At 40.7% G+C, this 20,575-nt stretch carries 21 protein-coding genes; 3 read left to right on the top strand and 18 right to left on the bottom strand.

Annotated elements, in window-relative coordinates; translation table 11 throughout:
* Positions 1 to 137: 137 nt before the first annotated feature.
* The 13 genes from ssuE to ACFPOH_RS08820 form a co-directional block, all read right to left on the bottom strand.
* Complete coding sequence (ssuE, locus tag ACFPOH_RS08880; RefSeq protein ID WP_342468807.1) at positions 138 to 677, bottom strand: NADPH-dependent FMN reductase; 540 nt, start codon at positions 675 to 677, stop codon at positions 138 to 140.
* A gap of 224 nt (positions 678 to 901) precedes the next feature.
* Positions 902 to 1,189: a hypothetical protein gene (locus tag ACFPOH_RS08875; protein ID WP_342468806.1), complete on the bottom strand. Its 288-nt coding sequence runs from the start codon at positions 1,187 to 1,189 to the stop codon at positions 902 to 904.
* Positions 1,155 to 1,601: a riboflavin kinase gene (locus ACFPOH_RS08870; protein ID WP_342468805.1), complete on the bottom strand. Its 447-nt coding sequence runs from the start codon at positions 1,599 to 1,601 to the stop codon at positions 1,155 to 1,157. The genes ACFPOH_RS08875 and ACFPOH_RS08870 overlap by 35 nt, the downstream gene beginning before the upstream one ends.
* A 223-nt stretch (positions 1,602 to 1,824) precedes the next feature.
* A complete protein-coding gene (resA, locus tag ACFPOH_RS08865) occupies positions 1,825 to 2,355 on the bottom strand; it encodes a thiol-disulfide oxidoreductase ResA (protein ID WP_342468804.1) in 531 nt (176 codons plus the stop codon).
* Between the two features lie 118 nt (positions 2,356 to 2,473).
* Positions 2,474 to 3,238 carry an ABC transporter permease gene (locus tag ACFPOH_RS08860; RefSeq protein WP_342468803.1) on the bottom strand — a complete coding sequence of 255 codons (765 nt, stop codon included), beginning with the start codon at positions 3,236 to 3,238 and terminating at the stop codon, positions 2,474 to 2,476.
* A 15-nt stretch (positions 3,239 to 3,253) separates the two neighbouring features.
* Positions 3,254 to 4,348 carry an ABC transporter substrate-binding protein gene (locus ACFPOH_RS08855; protein WP_390309431.1) on the bottom strand — a complete coding sequence of 365 codons (1,095 nt, stop codon included), beginning with the start codon at positions 4,346 to 4,348 and terminating at the stop codon, positions 3,254 to 3,256.
* Entirely contained in the window at positions 4,349 to 5,203 is an 855-nt protein-coding gene (locus ACFPOH_RS08850) for an ABC transporter ATP-binding protein (RefSeq protein ID WP_390309430.1), read from the bottom strand.
* A 65-nt stretch (positions 5,204 to 5,268) separates the two neighbouring features.
* On the bottom strand, positions 5,269 to 6,603 hold the full coding sequence (locus ACFPOH_RS08845) for an LLM class flavin-dependent oxidoreductase (RefSeq protein WP_390309429.1): 1,335 nt from the start codon (positions 6,601 to 6,603) through the stop codon (positions 5,269 to 5,271).
* Between the two features lie 13 nt (positions 6,604 to 6,616).
* Positions 6,617 to 7,819 (bottom strand): acyl-CoA dehydrogenase family protein, encoded by a 1,203-nt coding sequence (locus ACFPOH_RS08840; RefSeq protein ID WP_342468799.1) that lies wholly within the window; start codon positions 7,817 to 7,819, stop codon positions 6,617 to 6,619.
* A 33-nt stretch (positions 7,820 to 7,852) separates the two neighbouring features.
* The gene (locus ACFPOH_RS08835) at positions 7,853 to 8,923 is read right to left on the bottom strand and encodes a sulfate/molybdate ABC transporter ATP-binding protein (RefSeq protein WP_342468798.1); all 1,071 of its coding nucleotides are present in this window, start codon (positions 8,921 to 8,923) and stop codon (positions 7,853 to 7,855) included.
* Positions 8,924 to 8,933: 10 nt separating this feature from the next.
* Entirely contained in the window at positions 8,934 to 9,806 is an 873-nt protein-coding gene (gene cysW / locus ACFPOH_RS08830; RefSeq protein ID WP_342468797.1) for a sulfate ABC transporter permease subunit CysW, read from the bottom strand.
* A 15-nt stretch (positions 9,807 to 9,821) separates the two neighbouring features.
* Positions 9,822 to 10,685, bottom strand: a complete 864-nt coding sequence (gene cysT / locus ACFPOH_RS08825; protein WP_342471259.1) for a sulfate ABC transporter permease subunit CysT — start codon at positions 10,683 to 10,685, stop codon at positions 9,822 to 9,824.
* A gap of 87 nt (positions 10,686 to 10,772) precedes the next feature.
* A complete protein-coding gene (locus ACFPOH_RS08820) occupies positions 10,773 to 11,840 on the bottom strand; it encodes a sulfate ABC transporter substrate-binding protein (protein WP_390309427.1) in 1,068 nt (355 codons plus the stop codon).
* Positions 11,841 to 12,195: 355 nt separating this feature from the next.
* Between ACFPOH_RS08820 and ACFPOH_RS08815 the strand changes: the two genes are divergently transcribed.
* Genes ACFPOH_RS08815 through cysC form a run of 3 tightly spaced genes read left to right on the top strand, consistent with a single transcriptional unit; the run spans position 12,196 to position 14,664 of the window.
* The gene (locus ACFPOH_RS08815; protein WP_342468795.1) at positions 12,196 to 12,900 is read left to right on the top strand and encodes a phosphoadenylyl-sulfate reductase; all 705 of its coding nucleotides are present in this window, start codon (positions 12,196 to 12,198) and stop codon (positions 12,898 to 12,900) included.
* A 12-nt stretch (positions 12,901 to 12,912) separates the two neighbouring features.
* Positions 12,913 to 14,055, top strand: a complete 1,143-nt coding sequence (gene sat, locus ACFPOH_RS08810) for a sulfate adenylyltransferase (protein ID WP_390309426.1) — start codon at positions 12,913 to 12,915, stop codon at positions 14,053 to 14,055.
* Positions 14,056 to 14,067: 12 nt separating this feature from the next.
* The gene (gene cysC / locus ACFPOH_RS08805) at positions 14,068 to 14,664 is read left to right on the top strand and encodes an adenylyl-sulfate kinase (protein WP_342468793.1); all 597 of its coding nucleotides are present in this window, start codon (positions 14,068 to 14,070) and stop codon (positions 14,662 to 14,664) included.
* 767 nt (positions 14,665 to 15,431) lie between these two features.
* On the opposite strand, the gene ACFPOH_RS08800 is transcribed toward cysC, so the two are convergent.
* From ACFPOH_RS08800 to ACFPOH_RS08780, 5 genes are all read right to left on the bottom strand, one after another.
* Positions 15,432 to 17,105, bottom strand: coding sequence for a long-chain fatty acid--CoA ligase (locus ACFPOH_RS08800; protein WP_390309425.1), 1,674 nt, complete (start codon positions 17,103 to 17,105; stop codon positions 15,432 to 15,434).
* A gap of 52 nt (positions 17,106 to 17,157) precedes the next feature.
* Positions 17,158 to 17,904 (bottom strand): 2-phosphosulfolactate phosphatase, encoded by a 747-nt coding sequence (locus tag ACFPOH_RS08795; RefSeq protein WP_208650325.1) that lies wholly within the window; start codon positions 17,902 to 17,904, stop codon positions 17,158 to 17,160.
* A 29-nt stretch (positions 17,905 to 17,933) separates the two neighbouring features.
* Positions 17,934 to 18,998 (bottom strand): phosphotransferase family protein, encoded by a 1,065-nt coding sequence (locus ACFPOH_RS08790; protein WP_390309424.1) that lies wholly within the window; start codon positions 18,996 to 18,998, stop codon positions 17,934 to 17,936.
* 96 nt (positions 18,999 to 19,094) lie between these two features.
* A complete protein-coding gene (locus ACFPOH_RS08785) occupies positions 19,095 to 19,667 on the bottom strand; it encodes a TetR/AcrR family transcriptional regulator (RefSeq protein WP_390309423.1) in 573 nt (190 codons plus the stop codon).
* A 111-nt stretch (positions 19,668 to 19,778) separates the two neighbouring features.
* Complete coding sequence (locus ACFPOH_RS08780) at positions 19,779 to 20,552, bottom strand: SDR family oxidoreductase (RefSeq protein ID WP_390309422.1); 774 nt, start codon at positions 20,550 to 20,552, stop codon at positions 19,779 to 19,781.
* Positions 20,553 to 20,575: the final 23 nt, after the last annotated feature.

Raw genomic sequence — 20,575 nt, 5'->3', positions numbered from 1 at the left:
ACAAAAAAGTTCGATTACGCGATACGTAACCGAACTTTTCCTGAAAAAAAGGGGATGTAAGAGTATTTGTCATAAAAGGGTTGAAGACACAAAATGCGATCCTGGCAATATATTACGAATTTACACTACTCATAAAATTATTGAGTAATGAGGGCCCGATCCGTAACTTTCTGCAATTGGTCATCCAAGCGGCGAATGGCTTCATCAGCGATTTGATATTTACCGTTATCCAATCGTTCCACTTGCTGATCCAATACAAATACGGATTTCAATATTTCAGTTGCGCCAAGAACAGAAATGACCGGTTTTAACGCATATTCAATGGAAAGCAAATGGCCAAAGGAACCGCCTATTGCAATTGGGATCACCGTTTTATTTTCCAATCCATTTTGCGGAATCAAATCCAAATATGTTTTTAAGATTCCTGTATAAGAAGCTTTAAAGATCGGTGTTAAAATAACGACAATATCAGCTTCTTCAACAAGTTTGTTGGCTTTTTGAATTTCTTCACTTGCAAAATTGATAAGAATTAAATCTTGCGCCGGCAATTCATGAACATAAATGGAGTTTGTTTGAATATTCCCTTTCGTCAGATAATTTTCCACATACTCATGAATTCCTGTCAAACGGGATGACTTTTTATTGCTGCCATTAATAATCACTGCTTTTTTCACCATAATCAATTCCTCCTAAAATGAAATCTCAATCAACATTGACTGCAGATGTTTGAATGTCTCCTCCATGGGGGCCAAAGAAAGTGCGATGTCACCTATTTTCCTTTCTCTTTGCAAGCCGTTTAGGAAATAAACGTTCTGCAGTCGTGCAAGCTTCTTCTAAATGTGGATAACCCGATAATCCTTTTTTTCCTACCGGTTTTTATCTTATATATCTTATAAAAATACTAAGTATTAAGCGTGTATAATTTGTTCGTAAAACGCTGATGTTGCCAAAAATCTTCTAAAGCTTTCGTCAAACCACCCGGTCCAAATTTGACCTTTTCTTTGGTTGAACAGCTATAAAGCATGAACAGCAAAATTTTTTCTCTTCTTGCCAAAATATTGATGATGCCTTTTCGATAAAACCATTGATCGATTGTATTATAAATTCCTTTATTAACGGAAAATTGCTGTTCACAATATTGGGAAAACTGTAAATCAGGCAAATGCAGTAGTTCGTTGTATTTTTTCATGGCCACCACCCTCCCCATTGAATGATTGAAATTGGGAACGAGCATATAATACATCCTTTTCAATTTGACCGCTCAATTCTTCGATGCCATTAAACTTTTTTTCCTTTCTGACAAAAAAGGCGGGTTCCACCGTGAGATATTTGCCATATAAATTTTCATGAAAATCAAAAATGTGGACTTCTACCGTTTGATGATTTCCATCATTAAATGTCGGGCGAGTGCCAATGTTCATGATTCCTGCATATTTTCTTTTTTCAATGTATATGAAGACTCCATAGACACCCCCCTCCAACTTTATTTCTCCTAATGTATTTAAGTTCGCCGTTGGAAAACCCAATTGTTTTCCAAGTTGCTTTCCTTTTTTCACTTGGCCAACGATAAATCTTTCCCTTGGATGACTTAATGCGTTCATTTGCACCCTCCATTGAAGATGTTAAAAAATTAAGCCCCCTAAATAGTGGTTACTATTTAGACGGCCTCTAGTATATCTAGTCGGACTAAATGATTCATTTTTTACAATATAATACATAATTTCCGAGTAGTCAAGTGTGTTTTATAGGTTTTTAAAATAAAAAATTTTCCGCATTTGATATCCAATGTTTAAGCAGGGACAATAAATCCCCATTTCTTTTATTTTACTTGGTTATCATTTTCTCCATATTGTCTCGCAATGTTTGTTCCGTCAATTCTCCATTGATTTCTTCCATGATTTCTCCATCTTTAATAAATAATGTAATTGGCAAATTTAATACCCCATATGTTTTGGACACTTGTTCGTCACGATCCAATAAAATTGGAAAACTTACATTATTTTTGGAGATAAATGAATGGACGAAAAGCGCAGGTTCTCCAACATTAATAGCCAGCACTTCAATGCCTTGATCTTGAAATTCTTGATATGCTTTTTCAATCGTTGGCATTTCCTTTTGACATGGAGGGCAATAAGTGGCCCAAAAATTGACGACCACTCCGCTTCCTGAATAATCTGAAAGGCTGTGGATATTCCCATCGAGGTCTTTTAATGTGAATTCGGGTGCTATGGCTGCGCCTTTCGTCTGATTGTTTTCCGCATCATGAAAAAAATGAATATACACAAAATAACTGATCAAAACTAATGGAATTAAATAACCCGACTTTTTCAATCCACTCTTGATCGATTTGGCCATCCGCTTCACTCCAACATGTAGTAACTCGCCTTTCCCAAATTTGATGACTTTATTAAAAATCCCTATTCCGAAGCAAGAAATAGGGATCTTCAGTTTAACTTACTCCATTCAAAAACGATTACTCGCTTTTGAAATTCATCCAGAATAAAATCCGCTTCTTTATTTTTTCAAATGCAAGAATAATCGTCAGAATAATGACCGCATTAAATATAATGCCCGCCAACACATAATCATATTGGGAAAAGTCTGTATAGTACAATACAAAATGCCCCATTCCTGATTGGGCGCCAAACATTTCCGCCATGATCAAAACGATAAAAGACAATGTGAGCGCCGTTCCTGTACTGCTTAAAATATATGGGGCGCTTGCCGGCAAAACAAATTTCCAAATGAAATCTTTCCCTTTCAATCCGATCATCTTCGCGTTATCCCAATAATGTTTATCAATAAGCACGACTCCCTGGATGGTTCCGAGAAATATCGGCCAGAACGCCCCTATAAACAAAATCGCGATGGAAGCCGTTTTAAACGTCGGCAATAATGCGATGGCGTATGGAATAAACAACGTTGGCGGAAGGGGGCTTAAAATATGGAAGAAAGGGGAAAAGATTTCCCGGGCATTGGGCCGGAGTCCGAAAAAGACTCCTCCACCGATTCCTAAAATCAATGCCAAAGCGAGGGCGGGCACCAACAGCCCCATGGAACTCGCGAATCCTTTCACCATCTCATCAAAGGCATCCGCAAAAGCGCCCGCAATCGCTGTAATTGGAGGAAATATGACAGGATTTAGCAAATTGCTGAATCCTGTCATATATACCCATATCAAAATTAATGCCAGAAAAATGGCCAGCGTAATCGAGTAATGTTTTAGGTGTCTTTTCATCAATCCACCCCATTATCATAAATTTTGTTGTTTATAACGTTCCAACACTTGTTGATAATATTCATCATCCGGATTTTCCGCGATTAATTCCTCCAAGGCTTCCTCATAGAATTTCAGATTAAAATGTTTATTCAAATCGATATTTTGGGCTTCGCCTTCAATGTAGCCGAGACCTTTCATTTGTTTCCACAATTCTTCCACCTGATGCTTATGGGGATCCGCCGAGTTGATTAAGTGTTCTTCGTTGACAATTTCATTCACTTGTTCATCCGGCAAATTAAAGCGTTCTTTGGAAGCCTCCACGGCAATTTGCGGATTTTCCAGCTTTACTCGTTCCGCTTTGATTAATCCTTTTAAGAATTTTTTGAATGCGATTTGTTGATCTTCTGTGTAATCCCCGTGCGTCACTACCCGGCAGCATACATGTCCAGGCTGTACATCATTGCTCCACGCAAAAGGTACCAAACCCGCTTCCGTTGCTTGCGTTAAAAATCCGGAAAGTGAAAATGCCGCATCCACTTTACGGGCAGCTGCCGCTTCAATCAGATTGGCATTTGATTTAAATTCAACAAACTTCACGTCTTTTTCAATATCCAAACCGGCATTTAATAAAGCATTTTTAAATATAATATCCGGTACGCTGAGTCTGACTGTACCAATCGTTTTTCCTTTGAAATCGGCAAACGTTTTATATTGATCGGCATCTTCTTTCGGTACATAAACGGGATGTCCTCCCTCCATATGACCTCCGATAATGTTCAAGTCCGCCCCTTTTGCGATAAATGCTAATGGAGTCGTTGTTCCAAAGGTTAAACCAATATCAATTTTATTTGTTTGCAATGCATTGATGCCGTCTGTCGAAGCATTAAATGGAACCAGCTCAACTTCCAAATTCTCTTCTTCAAAAAATCCTTCATAAATGGCAATGTCCGCTAATGGAGCTCCATTCATTTTTAAATATCCGACTTTTAAGTGGTATTGTTTATCATCGTTGCTGCCTGTTGTGCTTTCCGTTTCATTTGCATTTTGTTTGGATCCGCATGCTGCCAAAATTACTGAGAATGTAAATACCATCACTATTATCAGGAATTGCCTATAATGGGATTTCATTCAGATTCCTCCTCCATCCTTTACCACTTCACTTTGACTCAATTTTTCAAAGATTCCTTTATTCATTACATTTAATAAATAATCGCGGAATTCGGTAAATTCGGTACTTTCAAATAGCTCGTCCCGTTTTCTCGGTTTTTCGAATGGAACATCGATACACTCCAAAATCTTACCTGGAGGGCCAGGTGAAAACATGACAATCCGATCCGCCAACATAATGGCTTCTTCCGCGTCATGTGTTACAAAAATAACGGTTTTCTTTTGCGTTTGGTTAATTTGTAAAACAAGTTCTTGCAACTGAATTCTTGTAATGGGGTCCAATGCACCAAAAGGTTCATCCATCACCAGCAAATCCGCCCCCATGGATAATGCCCTTGCTATGGCCGCCCGCTGCCGCATCCCCCCGGACATTTCACCCGGATATTTCTTGGCTGCATGCCCCAACTGAACCAAGGCCAAATACTGCTCCGCCAATTCAAACAGTTCTTTTTTCGATTTTTTTCCTTTCCACTTCTTCTTTAAAGCGAGCACAATATTTTCCTCGGCCGTCAGCCAGGGGAAAAGGGAGTAATCCTGGAACACCACTGCTAAATCAGGTATTTCTTTCGTCAATTTCAGATGATCGATCAAAATCTCACCGGATGTCGGTTTTTCAAGATTGGTAAGCAATCGCAGAAAGGTGCTCTTTCCTGAACCGCTCGGCCCCATCAATACAATGAATTCCCCTTCTCTTACTTGCAAATTGATATCTTTTAATATTTCTGTTTCCCCATAACCAAAATTTACATTCTTTACTTCAATTTTAATGGGCGCTAATATTTGATCGGGTTTCTTCGTTTCTTCCAATACTTGCACGAACTGTATACCCCCTTCCCACTTATTAAACTAATTAAATAGAAATAGTAGGTTTTATAAAAAATTTATACGTTTACTGTTGATAGACTCGGATAATCCAATCCCAATTTTTCCCGTAAAGTCCCGTCCGCATACTCCGTTTGGACGAGCCCCCGCTCTTGTAAAACCGGAATTGCATAGTCCACAAAATCTTTTATGCCCCCAGGGAAATAAGGGAATTTGATATTGAAGCCGTCCGCAGCCCCATTCAAGTACCAGTCGCTTAGTGTATCCGCAACTTGTTCCCCTGAACCGACTACAAACAAATGGCCTTGCGTCGCTACGAAATAACGGGCCAATTCTTTAATGGTATAATTTCTTTCCCTTGCCAAATCGGATAATAATTTAAATCTTCCTTTTTCCCCATTCACCTGGTCCACCTCTTTTAATTCCGGCATCGGATCATCAGGTGAATATTGGGATAAGTCATGGTCAACATACCGGGATAACCAGCCAATCCCCAACTGTGGAAGAATCAGTTCCTGGAAATGCTCGAACTTTTCGATTGCTTCTTTCTCGGTTTTTCCAACAAACGGAACGATTCCCGGCATAATTTTGAAATGCTCCGGATTGCGTCCGTAAACTGCCACTTTCCGTTTAATAGTTTGATAAACCGCTTTTCCTTCCTCCACAGTGGAAGGTGCAAGAGTAAATAAAATATCCGCATGCTTAACGGCGAATTCCCGGCCTTTGTCAGAAGCGCTGGCTGTTACCAAAAGTGGATACCCTTGCGGCGGTCTTGGAATATTAATAGGACCCCTCACTTTAAAATACTTTCCTTCATGATAGATTGGGTGAATTTTCTTTTCATCCAAAAAAATGCCATTTTCCCGGTCAAATAAAAGGGTATCTTTTTCCCAACTGTCCCATAACTTTTTCGTCACTTCGACAAACTCATCGGCCCGTTCATACCGAATGGAATGATCCAATTGTTCTTCCAATCCGAAATTTGCCGCTTCATGATCATGGGCGGTCGTCACAATGTTCCATGCCGCCCGGCCGCCGCTCATATGATCAATCGTAGCGAACTGTCTTGCCACATTAAAAGGATGGGTAAACGTAGTGGATAGTGTCGCTACTAATCCAATATTTTTTGTAATTGAAGCGAGCGAAGCCATCATTGTTGTTGCTTCCAACCGGATTTGAGGCGTATAGGCAATATCTTCTTCATTATGCGCCAATACATCGGCCAAAAAGATAATATCGAATTTTCCTTTTTCAGAAAGCTCTGCGATTTCCTTATAAAGAGAAAGGCTTGTCACCTCTTCCGTTTTTGTTTCAGGATATCGCCATGCAGCCAAATGATGTCCTAGAAAGGTTTGAAAAAATGATCCTAAAAGCATACGTTTTTGATTTGTCATCTATCATTCTCCTTTATACCAATTCCTTTGTTTTATTTGAATTTTGGTAATCCTGTATTGCTGCGTTCGCAATTTGCCTGATCACCATATCATCCAATGGCGGATTGAAGGCCCCGCACTGAACATCTCTGAAATATCTTTCCAGAGGAATGTCTTTGGACAATGAATGTCCTCCCGCAATTTGCATGGCCAACTCCACTATTTTTTTGGCATGATTGCATACCGTATATTTGGTGATGGCGACTTCATTGCTTAGCTGATCCCGGAGGTGCTCATTTTTGTCCCACTTTTCCGCGATACTATATAAAATGAACCTTGAAGCTGCAATCAGCGCTTCAATTTCCCCTATTTTTTGTTGGACATGGGGCGCTTCAAAGATATATCCCCCTAAACTGGGAGAATATTTTTCATGGACATATTTTAAGATGAAATCTCTTGCCGCGGTTGCAATTCCCAAATAAATCGCAGGCAATTGCAATGTGTATGCGCTGCTATAACCAATGAAACGGTTCGGTTTTCCCTTTTCCGAATATGCAAGCAAGGCTTCATCCGGAACAAAAACATTATTTAACTGGATATCCATGCTTCCGGTTCCTCTCATGCCAAGAACATTCCACGTATCAATGATTTCCACGGAGTCATTTTTTTCGATTAAAAATTCGGCGACTTTATCTTCTTCTTCCACATATGCCAGGACCGTAAAATGTTTTACTATCGGCGCAAGGGTAGCAAATGCCTTTCTACCATTAATGACATATCCGCCTTGCACCTTCCTTGCGATGGTCGATGGGTTTGATCCTCTGACAATATTTCCAGCCGCCCTTTCAGTGGCATAGACATTCAAGACCAGACCTTCTTCCACTGCCGCTCTGCACAATTTAGCAAAAATTTCTTCTTTCCACGGTCTAAAATATCGCAGGCTAAAAAATGTCATCAGATGCCAGCCTACTGCAAGAGCTGTGGAACCGGACGCTTTTGCCAACCGTTCCTGAACGAGTAATATCTCGTATAAAGATAATTCATCGCCGCCATATTCTTTTGGAATGACCAATTTCAAATAGCCTTCTTTTTTCAAAATCTCAAAATGTTCAAAGGGAAACTCCCCCGTTTCATCATATTGCCCCGCAGTTTCGCCAATCTGCTCGGCGACACGTTCCGCATACTCTACCAACTGTTGATCTCTTTCATTTCGGATCGTTTGATTTGCTCGATTCATTTTCACCGCTTCCTTCAATGGTTTGATATAAAGCTAAATAGAAAAATCTTCCGGTATGAACACTTTCAATTGTTTTGGCCGGACATATACAACATCGCCTTTTTGAATATTCAAGTTTTTATATTGTTCCTTCGGCAATTCCGCCTCCAAATATTCTCCGTTATCTTCCCTTTTCAATTCGATTCGTGCGGTTGGTCCAACAATGTGGATAAAAGTGATTTTCGCTGCAACGGTTTCATTATCCACTTTTTCCTTCTCGATTTGGATGTCGTGAGGACGAACGTATCCAACGGCTTCATCATGTGAATCCAAATAATGGGGAGCGTTAATTTCAAATTGGCCTTGTCTCAACTTTCCATTGTGCAAACGGCCTCTGAAGATGTTCACATTTCCCAAGAAATCATATACAAACGGACTTTTCGGATTTTCATACACTTCATCCGGAGTGCCGATTTGTTCGATTTTCCCGTTGTTCATCACGATGATGCGGTCCGCCACATCCAGCGCTTCTTCCTGATCATGGGTAACAAAAATGCTTGTCACATGAAACTCATTGTGCAACTGACGCAGCCATCTGCGCAGCTCCTTCCGCACCTTTGCATCCAACGCGCCAAACGGTTCATCAAGCAATAGCACTTTCGGTTCCACCGCAAGAGCTCTTGCCAATGCGACTCTTTGACGTTGACCACCTGAAAGTTGGGAAGGGTAGCGATCATGGAAATTTTCCAGTTTCACCAGTTTCAACAACTCATTGACTTTTCTCTTGATTTCCTGTTTTGAGGGACGTGTCTTTCTTGGACGGACTTTTAACCCGTAAGCCACATTTTCAAATACCGTCATGTGCCGGAACAAAGCGTAATGTTGAAACACAAAGCCCACTTTCCGCTCTTTCGGGCTGACATCGGTAATGTTCTCCCCATCGAATAAAATTGTTCCTTCATCCAGCCCCTCCAGTCCTGCAAGAATGCGCAACAGCGTCGTTTTCCCGGATCCGGATGGGCCCAGTAATGCAATCAATTCCCCCGATTTGATATCAATTGAAATATCTTTCAAAGCCTGAAAGGAACCAAAGGCTTTTGATACATTTTTGATTTGAATCCCCATAAGAATCCCCCTATATATCTTTCGCTTTCCATGAAACGATGTTTTTAATGATAATCGTGATGATCGCTAAAATTGACATTAAAGAAGCTACGGCAAAAGCGGCGGTAAACTGGTATTCGTTATATAAAATTTCGATATGTAACGGCATCGTATTCGTCTGTCCACGAATATGCCCCGATACGACTGAAACAGCGCCGAACTCTCCGATGGCACGGGCATTACATAAAATCAGGCCGTACAATAATCCCCATTTAATGTTCGGCAATGTGACATGGAGGAAAGTTTTCCATCCGCTTGCGCCCAATGAAATGGAAGCTTCTTCTTCCGTAATCCCTTGTGTTTGCATGAGAGGAATCAACTCCCTTGCAACGAAAGGGAATGTGACAAACAATGTGGCAAGGATAATCCCCGGCAACGCAAAGACGATTTTAATATCATGTTCAAACAGCCAATCACCGAACAATCCTTGCGCCCCAAATAGCAAAATAAAAATCAGCCCTGCAATGACGGGGGAAACGGCAAAGGGCATATCAATGAGTGTAATTAAAAGATTTTTTCCCTTGAAGGAAAATTTCGTGATCGCCCATGCAGCGGCAATGCCAAAAATTGCGTTCAATGGAACGACAATGAGCGCCACTGTAATGGTCAATTTAATCGCTGCCAGCGCATCCGGATGGACGATGGAAGCTACATAAGTTTCCCAGCCTTTTTCAAATGCGGTCACAAAAATCGAAATCAATGGAAGAATTAAAAAAAGGCTGATATACAGTAATGAAATGGCGATCAGCGACCATTTCACAATAGCCGATTCCTTCAATGGATATGGACTCACCGCTTTTTTCACAATGGGTATTTCCCGGTTGACATCCAAGGGTTTTGTCATAAAATGCCCTCCTTCCTAGTAATTGAATTTCCGGTTCATTCTCCATTGGATGAGATTAATGATCAGTAGTGCGACAAATGAACCGACAAGCATGACAACAGCGATGGCGGTAGCTCCAACGTAGTCGTATTGTTCAAGTTTTGTCATGATAATGAGCGGTGTGATTTCCGTTTTCATTGGCATATTCCCCGCAATAAATACAACCGAACCATATTCACCAATCGCTCTTGAAAAGGCCAAAGCAAATCCTGTGATCATGGCCGGATACAGTTCAGGCAAAATCACTTTCACAAAGGTTTGGAACCGGTTCGCACCGAGGCTTGCAGATGCTTCCTCCACCTCTCTGCTCAGATTTTGCAAGACCGGTTGAACTGTCCGGACAACAAATGGCAACCCGATAAATGTGAGGGCAATGACAATGCCAAGCGGCGTATACGCAATTTTAAAATCAAAAAATTGTCCAATCCATCCGCTTGGGGCATAAAGTGCCGTCAACGCGATCCCTGCAACCGCAGTTGGCAACGCAAAAGGCAAATCTACAAGCCCATCGATGATTTTCTTTCCCGGAAAATCATATCGGGTAAGCACCCATGCAATAATCGTCCCGAAAATCACATTGACCATCCCGGCAGCCAAAGCACTGCCAAAACTCAATTTATAAGAAGCCACTGCCCGGGGATGGGTGATGGTTTCGTAAAATTCGCTCCAACTCATCGAAAGCGTATTTATTACAATCATTGATAATGGGAGCAAAACAATCATGCTCAAATAGAGCATTGTATATCCGAGGGTCAGAGAAAATCCAGGGATGATTGTGCCTCTTTTCTTCCTTTTCAACGTGAATTCCACATAAATCACTCCATTATGAAGATTCAGCATAAAGGAATGGCGCTGTCGACCCCCTTTATGCTGATTCATTAAATCCCAACCGAAAAGCTGTTCAATTCAAACAGTTCAAGTTAGCCATTATTGATAAATTTCATCAAATGTTCCGCCGTCAGCAAAATGCGTTTTTTGAGCTTCCTGCCAGCCGCCGAATTCTTCTACAGTGACCAACTCCAGATCTTGGAATTGATCTTTATATTTTTCCAACACTTTTTCATCGCGTGGACGATAGAAGTTTTTCGCTGCAATTTCTTGGCCTTCTTCGCTGTATAAATATTTCAAGTATGCTTCCGCCACTTTGCGTGTACCTTTTTTATCAACGATTTTGTCCACAATGGCCACTGGAGGTTCAGCCAAAATACTTAAAGAAGGTGTGACAATTTCAAATTCATCTTCCCCAAATTCTTTTAAAGACAGATATGCTTCGTTTTCCCATGCAATCAACACGTCACCAATGCCGCGTTCCACAAATGTTGTTGTAGATCCGCGCGCGCCTGAATCCAACACTTCCACATTGCTATATAAATCTTTCATAAATTGTTTGATTTTTGCTTCATCGCCGTTATATTTTCTGCTGGCAAATGCCCATGCCGCCAAGTAATTCCAGCGTGCACCACCGCTTGTTTTCGGGTTAGGTGTGATGACGGACACACCTTCTTTTGTCAAGTCATCCCAATCTTTGATATTTTTCGGATTCCCTTTGCGAACTAAAAAGACAATGGTTGAAGTGTATGGCGAAGAATTGTTTTCAAACTCTTTTTGCCAATCTTCGTTCAATAATTGGCGTGTCAAGGCAATTTCATCAATGTCATAAGCCAATGCCAGTGTGACAACATCCGCTTCAATTCCATCAATGACAGATCTCGCTTGTTTTCCAGATCCGCCGTGGGATTGCTGGATTTTCACTTCCTGGCCGGTTTCTTCTTTCCAATGGGCTGCAAAGGCTTTGTTGAATTCTTCATATAATTCCCGTGTCGGGTCATAGGAAACATTTAATAGTTCAACAGGTTCCTTGGAAGCGGTAGTGTTGTTTCCGCTTGCGCTATTGGAAGTTTCATCGCCGCTTGCCCCTTTTCTGCCGCAAGCTGACAATACTAATAAAAGTGAAATGATTCCAATTAATAATAGTAATCTCCTTTTCTTTTTCATGTTTTCATCTCTCCTTTTCTTTTTAAAAAATAAAAGAAGGCTGCCTACAAGCCCCATCAAAGAGGGCATGCAGGCAACCTTCAGTTTGTCTGATCAGTTGCGCTTTCTTGTCGTATTCTTTGTTTCATACAATAATCAAATTTTTCCGATAAGTCAACATGGTTTTTAAAAAATTTATAAATTGCCATTTTAATATTGATTTCTCCAAGTAAAATAGTATACTTTAAATTACATTTTATTTTTAATCAATTGAATATCATACGCTGACTAGAAAACTAGAGGCGTTTTAATGTAAGGTTTTTGAAATTTTTTATTACATTAAAACGCCTCCTTTTTTATTGAAAGGAGGAAGTACATGCTGACTTATCAAACTTGGCAAGATCCGCCCATTGATTTCGAAGTGGATGAAACATACAAGGGCGCTTTGAATGTCCTTCGGTGGGCCTATGACCAATATGGTGAAGATGTTATTTACGCATGCAGTTTTGGTATCGAGGGGATTGTGCTCATTGACCTGATTTCAAAGGTGAAGGCTGATGCACAAATCGTCTTTTTAGATACGGAGGTTCATTTCAAAGAAACCTATGAAACCATTGAAAAGGTGAAGAAAAGATATCCATCGTTAAACATCATACTTAAAAAACCAGCCATTTCATTGGAAGAACAAGCAAAATTGTATGGAGATGAACTCTGGAAAAAAGACCCAAACAAGTGTTGCGAAATCCGGAAAATCATCCCTCTCCGGGAAACTTTGACCGGTGCGAAAGCATGGATTTCCGGATTGCGCCGGGAACAATCGGAAACTAGAAAACATGTGAACTTCCTGAACAAAGATAATAAGTTCCAATCCGTTAAAATCTGTCCGTTGATTCATTGGACTTGGAAAGATGTGTGGCGTTATGTAAGCAAACATCAGTTGGATTACAACCCGCTCCATGACCAAGGTTACCCCAGCATCGGATGCGCCCACTGCACAAAACCGGCTTATACATTGGATGATTTGCGTTCCGGCAGATGGGCAGGTTTCAATAAAACAGAATGTGGATTACATGTTGATTAGGAGGAATGAAAAATGACAACCATTCAACCCCATGGCGGCGTATTGGTGAACGCCTACGACCCAAATGAGCCCTATGAACATCTGCAAAAAGAAATTCCCCTTGATGGGATTGCGATCAGTGATTTGGAGTTGATCGGAGTCGGTGCTTATAGCCCAATCGACGGCTTCTTATCCGAAGAAGATTATAAAAGCGTAGTAGAAAATATGCGTTTGGCAAACGGGATTGTTTGGAGCATTCCCATTACGCTTCCGGTAACAGAAGAATTGGCTAGCACATTAAAAGTTGGCGACAAAGCCAAGTTAGTCTTTGATGGAGAAGTATACGGAATCATCGAAATTCAAGATATTTACAAACCGGATAAAACCGTTGAAGCCAAAAATGTGTATGGAACAGATGATTTAAACCATCCTGGCGTGAAAAAATTGTTTGACCGTCCAAATGTGTATGTCGGCGGGAAAATCACCCTTGTCAAGAGAACAATCAAACAATTCCCCGACTACACTTACGACCCGGTTGAAACTCGGGAATTATTTGAGAAAAAAGGATGGAAAACGGTCGTTGGTTTCCAAACACGAAACCCGGTACACCGCGCCCATGAATACATCCAAAAAGTGGCTTTGGAAATCGTTGACGGGCTATTCCTCAATCCTTTAGTGGGAGAAACAAAATCGGATGATATTCCGGCAAAAATCCGCATGGAAAGCTACGGAGTATTGCTTGAAAATTACTATCCGAAAGATCGGGTGCAGTTAGGCGTATTCCTTGCAGCGATGCGCTACGCCGGACCAAGGGAAGCGATTTTCCACGCCCTTGTGCGCAAAAATTACGGTTGCACCCATTTTATTGTGGGCCGTGACCATGCCGGTGTGGGAAACTATTACGGCACATACGACGCCCAAAAGATTTTTGACCAATTCAAACCGGAAGAAATCGGCATCACGCCGCTTAAATTTGAACACAGCTTCTATTGCACAGCTTGCGACGGAATGGCCACAACGAAAACATGCCCGCACGATGCATCCACCCGCATCATTTTATCCGGAACGAAAGTGCGCGAAATGTTGCGCAACGGGGAAGTTCCGCCAAGCACATTCAGCCGCAAAGAAGTGGTAGAAGTCTTAATCCGCGGGCTTCGGGAAGAAGTTCATTCATAAGGAGTTGTTACAATGAGTTCTAACATCGTATGGCATGATACATCCATCACAAAAGCGGATTATCGCAAGAAAAATGGTCATCACAGTTTCATCCTATGGTTCACGGGATTATCCGCATCCGGAAAATCCTCCATTGCTAATGCATTGGCAAAGGAATTGTTTGACCGGGGAAATCAAGCCTTTGTCCTCGATGGCGACAACATCCGCCACGGTCTGAACAAAGATTTGGGCTTTGACGAACAATCCAGAAAGGAAAACATCCGCCGCATTGGCGAAGTATCCAAACTCTTTGTAGAAAGCGGACAAATCGTGTTGACGGCTTTCATTTCACCTTATAAAGAAGACCGGGCTTCAGTCCGATCCCTTGTGGAAGCAGATGAATTCATCGAAGTGTATGTACAATGTTCCATTGAAGAATGTGAACGCAGAGATCCGAAAGGGTTGTACAAAAAAGCCCGAAATAATGAAATTCCAAACTTTACGGGCATCAGCGCCCCTTATGAAGCGCCGGACAATCCGGAAATCGTCGTGGACAGCGAAAAATATTCCATTGAGGAATGCAAAAATCAATTGATTGAATTTTTACTTGAAAAAGGATATATCAAATAGCTTTCAGTCCGCCATAAACCTTCATAGAAACTTCCTTATAATTCGAGTAGGAGGGAGCGATGAACTCCCGTCCTCTCACACCACCGTACGTACAGTTCCGTATACGGCGGTTCAATTAAGATAATTTTGACGCAAGTTTTTATAACTTCCGTGAATAGCTGTTCTCTTTATGCCAGTGGTCACTCCACGCTCCAAGAGGTCTCCCACGGGATTCACCGCTTCCTTCCTCAAGTGAGGTACTACGTTTTCTGTGTTCATCATGACTCACCGAATGCCAAGGGCTATTCTCTCTTCATTGTTCGGTCCTTCTTAGTAGTTCTAAACCAACTAATACGATGACCTCTGCTGACTTCTGACGGTTCAGCTCCTTATCACTAAGTAGGTTATGAAGCGTACTTCACCTATCCGCCAGACCTCCCCGGGTAAGTACATGCACTTTCACACCATCTATCCGCCTCATTTACTCGATATGACCTTCGACAGAAAGAGCTTTGTTTTGTTGTGCAAACTCACTCAATCATACCTAGCCTTATATGAGGTTCGTGTTCCTCGGACCGGTGTTTTGCCTCCAGCTTCCTTCAGATTCCGCGTCACCACGGACACCCTTGCGTTAAGCTAACCTCTACTTCTGTCTTCGGGGTTCGGGACTTATACCCCATAGTTCATGTACATGCCGGGCGCACATATAGAAAGCAGGGCAACGTGCGCCCTGCTTCTTTTTTATTAGGAGAAGGTTTTGGGAATTACAAGCTTAATTGCAATCACAATTATTTTGCTTTCATCTTCCATTCTTCTTCTTGAAGTTGTCTCCATAAAATTTTTCCGCTTGCTGTTGTTGGCAATGTTTTTCTAAACTCTATAATTCTTGGGTACTTATAAGCGGCCATTTGCCCTTTTGACCATTCAATAATTTCCTCTTCCGTTACCTTTCCAACATAGTCATCATTTAAAATGACAAATGCCTTTACCGTTTCACCTCGTTTTGGGTCTGGAACGCCGACAACACAAGCTTGCTGAATCGCTGGATGTTTATACAAAATGGACTCCACTTCCGTAGGCCACACTTTAAAGCCAGATGCATTAATCATCCGTTTGACACGGTCCACAATAAAGAAGTATCCTTCCTCATCCACCCGTCCAATATCGCCAGTGCGGAAAAATTTCTTCCCATCTAGTTCAACAAAAGCTTGTTCTGTTTCTTCAGGCTGATTATAGTATCCTTTAAATACTTGAGGACCGTTTACAACAATTTCTCCTACTTCACCTACTCCTAGTTCTTTCAAAGTCACAGGATCTATGATTCGCGCATCTACTTCAAAAGCAGGAACTCCTAAACATTGCAGTTTTGGTCGATCAGGCGGATTAAAGTGCGTATGGGAAATGGTTTCAGATAGCCCATAGCCTTCTACAAACTTTAAGCCAGTAGCCTCAAATAATTTTTCGCCCACCGCTTCCGGCAAAGGAGCGCCTCCCCCAGCAATAACTGAAAGGGAAGATAAATCGTATTCTCTTAATTTGGGATTCGCCAAGAAATCAATCACCATTGTGCTAATATTAATCCAGTGGGTGCATTTATAATCTTGAATAAATTGAACGGCGTGTTCTCGGTTCCATCTTGTTAAAATAACCATTGCAGACCCTGTAAAAATTGGCGCATGCATACTATGCACCATGCCTGTCACATGGAATAAAGGCAAAGTCGTTAAATGAACGGCATCAGATGTAGTATTTAGCCAATAGCTTGCACTTACAACATTGGCTTGAACTGTTTCATTTGTATGGATGCAACCTTTAGGCAAACCGGTAGTGCCTGAAGTGTATGGCAAAACTATTACATCATCGCTTTTCCCTCCATAAGGAAAAGGCGTTATTGTTTCTTCTAAAACATCTTTCCATAAAAACTGATGTTCTTTGAGATTTTCTTTTCTAGGAGCAGTTAATTCGCTTGATAAATTGTCAATCTTCAATTCTTCCGGCAAATAATCAGAATAAGTTGCTACAATGATATGTTCCAACGAAGTGCTTCCTTGGAGCGGTTCAATTTGAGGGAACAGCTCTTGCCCAACAATTGCTGTTTTCACTTCGCAATCTTTAATATAATAAGAAAGTTCATTCGTCGTATTCATCGGGTTAATTGGTACAACGATCGCTCTTGCCCGCAATATCGCATAAAAAGCAATGAGATATTGTGGGGAATTTTGCATATATAAAATCACCCTGTCTCCAGGTTGAACGTCCAATTTTTGTTGAAGGTATCCGGCTAAATTATTCACTTGCTGCAAGATTTCTTGATAACTATACTGCGCCCCATAGTAGTAGACTGCTGTTTTATCGGGATATCTTCTTGCCGTCACCACGAGATTATCATATAGAGTTGTTTTAGGCGTCGTTAATGTTTTTGTGAGCCGTTTTGGCCAAAATTTGATATGCACTGTGTTCAAACGCAATACCTCCATTTCAAAATCTCGAATATTCAAAAAAATAATTTTTGTACTATAGCTTTATAGAATGTTCTGCAACAATTTTTTGCCCTTTTAAAATCGGAACAATGGGAATCGTCCCTTGCTGCGCTGCAAAGGCTAATTCATCAATGAACTGATTTTTTTCAAATAATTTCCCGACATAAGAAGAACGGAAAATTTCAAAGGCATCACCAGCATTTCCTTTATAAAATAGAAGGGCTGCCATTGCCGCATCGGTTAATTTCAACTGTCCATCATCATGCTCCAACAAACAGGAAAGAAAATGCCCTGCTCCATAAAAATCTTCTAAACTCAACTTTCCAGAAGTACCGGAACATATCACAAGAATCGTCTCTTCTAATCCCTGTTCCTTCACCTTTTCCGCCACAAAAGGATTATTCAATAAAGACGAAACATAAGTCCTTTTTGCACCAGAGGCTTTTCTAATCGCAACTGTACCATTCGTCGTAGATACAATTAAAGCTTTTCCCTTTACTTTTTCCCGAAGGATGGATGGACTTGGATAAACAAATCCTTCAATGGGTTTTGCTTTACTTTCACCGGAAAGGATATATTGCCCCTCTTCATATGCTTTTGCCGCTTCCAATGCTTCCAAAGAATTCATCACCGGGACAACTTCAGTGGCTCCATTATGCAAAGCGGAAGTGATGGTGGTCGTTGCTAGCAAGACGTCCAAAACTACAACAATTTTATTTCCTTCTTTTATTTTTTCCTCATCAATTTCTTCCTTTGTTAAGAGAAGGTGAATTTTTCCCATTATGCCGCCCCTTTGTTTGACAATGTTTCCTATGAATTTAGCTTTTCATTGATATAAACGATAAGAGATTTTACTAATTGACCAAACTTGGCAAAACGTTCATCCCTCGTTTGCCCTTTCTTGTAGCGATAGTAAATTTGCTGGGCAATGACCGCTAATTTAAAATAAGCAAAGAGCATATAAAACTGCATATTGTCCACATCGCGTTTGCTTTTCTTTGCATAGGCTTCGATAAATTCATCCCTTGTCATAAACCCATCCATTACTGTAATAAGGGGTTCCCCAAACATTACTTTCAACAGTTTCGGGTCATCGCCTTGCACCCAATAACTCATGGCAACCCCAAGATCGGCAAGCGGATCGCCTACTGTCGTCATCTCCCAATCAAATAATCCAACCATTTTCGTTAATTCTTCATTAAACATGGCGTTGTTGAATTTATAATCATAATGAATAATCGTTGCTTCATCCCGTAACGGTATATGCTCTGCTAACCATTTCATTACCAATTCTGCTTCTTCAATTTCATCTGTTTTAGACTTCTGAAATCTAGAAATCCAGCCATGGACTTGCCGTTCCATAAAGCCTTCAGGTTTGCTCATCTTCACTAATTCCGTTTGTTTAAAATCGATAGAATGAAGATTGACAAGCTGGTCCACCATAATTTCCGACAACCGTCTGCCTAACTCTTTAGTTGGTTGAATATGGCTCGGAAAAGCTGTGTCTAGAAGGACTCCATGTTTTCTTTCCATTAAGAAGAAGGGGCTTCCAACAATCGACTCATCATTGGAAAACAATATTGGCTTTGGTGCAGCATCAAAAAATGGATGGATGGCAGAAATAATGTTGAATTCCCTTTCCATATCATGGGCCTTTGGTGCAACAGGTCCTAATGGCGGTCTTCTTAAAACAGCCTCCCAATCTCCTATTTTAATTTGATACGTTAAATTGGAATGCCCAGCTGAAAATTGCAGCAATTCTAAAGGGACATCTGGGAGATGGTCAATATTTTTTCTCAAAAAGGATTCAAGAACTTCTAAATTTAATTCTTCTCCTTTTCGCACAGGAATCGTTTCATTATAAACCCCCGCCATCAAAATCACTCCTTCCGATTTTTTCATCCAGCCATCACATACTAACCGGTTGGTATGTGATGGCTAGTATATAAAAAACAGCAAGAACAAATTTTTTTAACGTTCTTCTTTTTCTATACCATGTAAAATGATTTCCGTATAAATTTCTGATACTTCTTTATCTGAAAGCGGACCATCTGGTTTAAACCACTTATAGCTCCAATTCGTCATTCCTAAAATACCTAAAGTGATGATGGATGGATTTAAATCCGGACGAAACTCTCCACTACTTATGCCTTCTTGGACTACCTTTTCAATATTGAAACGAAACTTATCTCTCTTTGGAATGATTTCTGCTAAACTTGCTTCGCTTAAATTATTCATTTCCCTGAAGAAAATTAATGCACTTGATCCATGAGTTTTGATGCTTCGAAGCAACATATAAATAATTTCAAAAAGCTTTGTTCGATTATTTTTGCTTTCGTCGGAAATGATGTCCTCTTGAACCTTCAAAATATGGTCAATATAGTTTTGATGGATTTCCATCAACAATTCTTCTTTGCTAGAGAAATAATAATAAAATGTTCCTTTTGTTACTCCCAACTCATCTACAATATCTTGAATGGAAGTTTCACTATACCCCTTGTTCTCAAATAATCGGATGCTTGCTTCAATAATTTTTTCTTTCACTCTCTAATCCCCGCAATCTTCCAATATTGTTGTCGTAATTATATCATAAAATTTTCATGCAAAATGAGCATCCCAGAAGATTGGAGGACTAGATTCAGCGTCAATCCTTTATTATTTTGCATGCATTCCGCCATCCACGATGATGATTTCACCTGTAATATAATCAGAAGCCTTTGAAGCTAGAAACAGCGCGACACCCTTTAAATCATTTTCTGAGCCAAAGCGATTTAATGGAGTTGCTTCTAAAAAGGCATCTTTTCCTCTCTCAATGATGACTTTTGACATTTTTGTAGGGAAAAATCCAGGAGCGATGGCGTTGACGTTGATGTTATATTGTCCCCATTTAACCGCCAAATCTTTTGTTAATGTATTGACTGCTCCTTTGCTGGCATTATAAGCAACTGTATCCATCAGCTTCGGATCTGTTCCAATAAACCCTGCAATGGAAGAAATGTTAATAATTTTTCCCGCTCTTTGTTTAATCATTTCCCTGCCTACCGCCTGGCTCATTAAAAAGGTTCCGGTAACATTTACATTCATCACTTTTTGCCATGCTTCCAAAGGCATATCAACGGCTGGCGCTCCCCATGTTGCTCCGCTATTGTTGACTAAAATATCAATCTTCCCAAAATGATTGAGCGTTTGCTCCACCACGTTCTGTACATCTTCTGGATTCGTTACGTCACATTGTAATGCCAACGTTTTCACACCAAGCTGCTCTAATTCATTGGCAACTTCTTGGCAAGCTTCCACTTTTCGCGAACATAAAACGACATTGGCACCCGCTTCAGCAAGGCCTGTTGCAATTTGTTCTCCAAGTCCTCGTCCTCCGCCAGTGACTATGGCTGTTTTTCCAGTGAGATCAAAAAGCTCTTTAACATGCATACTTTCCCTTCTTTCTTTATTTT

This window comes from Ureibacillus suwonensis, from assembly GCF_042655065.1.
GTDB classification, from domain to species: Bacteria; Bacillota; Bacilli; order Bacillales_A; family Planococcaceae; genus Ureibacillus; species Ureibacillus suwonensis.
Note: the sequence above shows the minus strand (reverse complement) of the source record. Positions and strands in the feature narration are given on the sequence as shown.

Excerpts from the sequence above, each read along its gene's own strand:
- resA (WP_342468804.1), bottom strand. The coding sequence starts at position 2,355 with ATGGCCAAATCGATCAAGAGTGGATTGAAAAAGTCGGGTTATTTAATT.
- ACFPOH_RS08875 (WP_342468806.1), bottom strand. The coding sequence starts at position 1,189 with ATGAAAAAATACAACGAACTACTGCATTTGCCTGATTTACAGTTTTCC.
- ACFPOH_RS08870 (WP_342468805.1), bottom strand. The coding sequence starts at position 1,601 with ATGAACGCATTAAGTCATCCAAGGGAAAGATTTATCGTTGGCCAAGTG.
- ACFPOH_RS08845 (WP_390309429.1), bottom strand. The coding sequence starts at position 6,603 with ATGACAAATCAAAAACGTATGCTTTTAGGATCATTTTTTCAAACCTTT.
- ACFPOH_RS08835 (WP_342468798.1), bottom strand. The coding sequence starts at position 8,923 with ATGGGGATTCAAATCAAAAATGTATCAAAAGCCTTTGGTTCCTTTCAG.
- cysC (WP_342468793.1), top strand. The coding sequence starts at position 14,068 with ATGAGTTCTAACATCGTATGGCATGATACATCCATCACAAAAGCGGAT.
- sat (WP_390309426.1), top strand. The coding sequence starts at position 12,913 with ATGACAACCATTCAACCCCATGGCGGCGTATTGGTGAACGCCTACGAC.
- cysW (WP_342468797.1), bottom strand. The coding sequence starts at position 9,806 with ATGACAAAACCCTTGGATGTCAACCGGGAAATACCCATTGTGAAAAAA.
- ACFPOH_RS08790 (WP_390309424.1), bottom strand. The coding sequence starts at position 18,998 with ATGGCGGGGGTTTATAATGAAACGATTCCTGTGCGAAAAGGAGAAGAA.
- ACFPOH_RS08855 (WP_390309431.1), bottom strand. The coding sequence starts at position 4,348 with ATGAAATCCCATTATAGGCAATTCCTGATAATAGTGATGGTATTTACA.
- ACFPOH_RS08860 (WP_342468803.1), bottom strand. The coding sequence starts at position 3,238 with ATGAAAAGACACCTAAAACATTACTCGATTACGCTGGCCATTTTTCTG.
- ACFPOH_RS08815 (WP_342468795.1), top strand. The coding sequence starts at position 12,196 with ATGCTGACTTATCAAACTTGGCAAGATCCGCCCATTGATTTCGAAGTG.
- cysT (WP_342471259.1), bottom strand. The coding sequence starts at position 10,685 with ATGCTGAATCTTCATAATGGAGTGATTTATGTGGAATTCACGTTGAAA.
- ACFPOH_RS08795 (WP_208650325.1), bottom strand. The coding sequence starts at position 17,904 with ATGGGAAAAATTCACCTTCTCTTAACAAAGGAAGAAATTGATGAGGAA.
- ACFPOH_RS08820 (WP_390309427.1), bottom strand. The coding sequence starts at position 11,840 with ATGAAAAAGAAAAGGAGATTACTATTATTAATTGGAATCATTTCACTT.
- ssuE (WP_342468807.1), bottom strand. The coding sequence starts at position 677 with ATGGTGAAAAAAGCAGTGATTATTAATGGCAGCAATAAAAAGTCATCC.
- ACFPOH_RS08780 (WP_390309422.1), bottom strand. The coding sequence starts at position 20,552 with ATGCATGTTAAAGAGCTTTTTGATCTCACTGGAAAAACAGCCATAGTC.
- ACFPOH_RS08840 (WP_342468799.1), bottom strand. The coding sequence starts at position 7,819 with ATGAATCGAGCAAATCAAACGATCCGAAATGAAAGAGATCAACAGTTG.